Origin of the sequence: Nostoc cf. edaphicum LEGE 07299, assembly GCF_015207245.1 — a bacterium.
Taxonomy (GTDB): Bacteria; Cyanobacteriota; Cyanobacteriia; order Cyanobacteriales; family Nostocaceae; genus Nostoc; species Nostoc edaphicum_B.
This window is the reverse complement of sequence record NZ_JADEXF010000915.1, coordinates 1-2783: the sequence shown is the minus strand read 5'-3', so window position 1 is coordinate 2783 and position 2783 is coordinate 1. Positions and strand designations below refer to the sequence as shown.

1 protein-coding gene is annotated in these 2783 nt (G+C 42.7%); it reads left to right on the top strand.

All coding sequences use genetic code 11. The features are described from left to right. Positions 1 to 219: 219 nt before the first annotated feature. A partial coding sequence (locus tag IQ229_RS22530) for an RNA dependent RNA polymerase (protein ID WP_194047566.1) occupies positions 220 to 2783 on the top strand: 2564 nt, incomplete at its 3' end.

The following is a 2783-nucleotide window of genomic DNA, read 5'->3' as shown; positions in this document are numbered from 1 at the left end:
AAGTAACACGGTGGGCAAATGCTAGTGCGATTAGAAGCGCTGTTAAGCTATTTAACTTTCTTGGAAGTCTGCTAGCAGAGCTAACACCCTATAAAATACCGTCTGCCATGAAATCAGTAAATTATCCACTTGGATGATTTTATCGAGTGTAATTTCGTGCCAAGGTGAATATTGGAATCTCATGCTTGCTAGATAAGCTATCTAATTAGATTATTGGTAATGGATTTAACCACTAGAGTCTTAGAAGGTTCTGGTTTGAGCATACCTATCTTTGATGGGTCGTATAACAATGGTAAGGGGAGATATTTATCTGAACCAGAAATCATTAAAAATTCTCTGCTCGAACAGATGTTTGAAGCAGAAGATTTACAATCTCTACTACTGGTTAAAATTGACAGTAAAAATCCAGATGCCAACCATTTAAGACAAAGAACCTTTCAGGATGGAATCCGACGCAAGCTAGCTTTCAGTTCTGGCAATAGTTATTACTTTGCTGATGGTTCACTGCATAAAAAAATTAGACGCTTATTCGCTACAGAACCAGATACTGCCTGTCGCTATGGTTCTTTACTAGTTAGTAATTGCTACAAAGGCTCAGAAACTTTTACAGGGCTACGAGTCAAAATAGTGGACTTTGAAGATCCACAGTATGCTCATTATAAAACAGGAGACTGTCACGGCAAGATTTCGCCCCAACTTGCCAAACAATTGGGAGGAGAAGGCAATTGTCCATTCCAATTTCGGTTTGCTTGGAGGAGTAATTGGGCTGAACCAGATAATTCTCAGTGCTCAAAAACCAGCTTCTTATCCAAAGGTACTTTCCTACCCGATGCCAATTTGACTGATGCCAAAGGCTACGACATTATTATGGATCGTTCCTCAATTAAAGGCATTAAAAAGTCGGAACTCAAAAACTTAATACCCTGCGGTGACTATGAGTTTCCCCAAGCGGTAATCGGTAATCGAGGTAACGCCAAAGCTACCAGCTACGATAATAGTTGGCAATTTACCATTTGGTACTCAGAAGAAGCAGTCAAACAAGATTTGAGTAAACCCACCGAAGAAAAAGCTAGAGAACTTGCCGAGTTGCAGCGCAATCCCTTGGTGTTGGCAAAATACATCATCCAACAATATGACAAACAACAGCGATCGCAGCAAGAGCAGTCAGAAGAAGCTTTTAACGAAATTGAGGGTAATGCTAACAATCAAGCACAGGAATCTCGCTGGATTTCCCTATTACGCAGCGATAAATATGGTCAATTGATTGAAACCCCCAAATTCCGCAAGTTTGCCACCGATTACATAGCCAATCAATGGCGTGACCTAGCGATTAAGGGAGGATACAACCATAATTCGGGTATGGCAATGCCATGCGATCGCCTAACTCGTGGCACAATCTGTGTACCCCATCTACCGGAAGGAGATGTCATTCTCACCCGTTACCCCATCGTCAACTCAGACAACATCCGCCTCTACCAAAACATCCACGATCCAGAATTAAAAAAAACTCGCAATGTCGTTTGGATTCACCCCAAGGATGCCGAGGAATACCACCAAGCCGATTTTGACGGCGACCAATTAATGGTCAGCCCTGCCAGTAAACTGCCTAATATTGCTCAAGAAACTCTCCGCGCAGGTGAACCGGGGCGATTTGAGCCAGTTAAACAACGCCCTAAGCTAGCGTATACGGAAATCACAGATGAAGAAGGCAACTTAAAATACAAAAATTTAGCAGAGATTGCTGCTGCCAGCAGTCAAAATAAAGTAGGGCTAGTAGCAACAAACATTGGACGTGTACAGTCATCGATGCCCCAAGACGGGGAGAATGTAGAGCGATTTGAAAAACGACAAAGGAAGCTACTAAACCGCCTATTTCAGGCACTTCAGGTTGAGGTAGATTCGCCCAAAAGTGCAGAAAGATTGGAAGATATCAAGGAAATAGGTGGGGAAAATTTGCTCGCCGATGCCAAAAAATGGTCAGAGTCTCACCCCAGTTACTTTTTTGACTTTAAGAAAGATGAACGCCTTTATCGCTCCTTTGCCATGCCTGCGGATGCTCCCGGCTCAATTAACGTCATTGCAAGAGTTGTAGTCAATCCTTTGTGGGAACCAACACGCATTCGCAGCAGAGATAGGCATGAATTTCGCTACCTGTTTCCCAAAGAGACGCTATCTGTAGATGCCTTGGAATGGGCAGAAGAACTGAAAACTAGGTTTCAGCAAGCTAGAGACGAAATTAAGGAACGGGTGGGAGATGACAGGGAAGCCTTTAATGAGGAACTAGGAAAGCTCTACGAAAGCTATCGGGCGGAAATTGATGAATTATTCACCAGTCCAGAGGAACGATTTGTAAATCCTGCGGACAAGCTCCGCCAATGCGTAGCGTCTCGCAGAGAAGGCGCGGCAGCGCTGTGGCATACACAACACACTCGTCCAGAATTAGATCGGCATCGCAAAGACTGTTTAAAGCTGGCAGAACAGATGGAAATTACGTTTTCGTTTGAACACGATTATGAACTGCCAAGCGTTGCATTACCACAGGATATTTATGTTTTGAGTGTTCCTTTCGGTGCAGGTGCTATTAAATGGAAAGAATCTTTAGAACAAAAGGGAATTAAATTTGATGCTACGATTCATCCTCAATTACCTCTGATTGAATTTGCTTTGAAAGACTTATCCCCCAAAGTAGTTGATAAATTAGCAGCTAAATTTGGTGAAAACATTAACGATTTAGATGAACTTAATATTCCCAAGGATTTGAGAATTATCCCGCCAGCAGATCA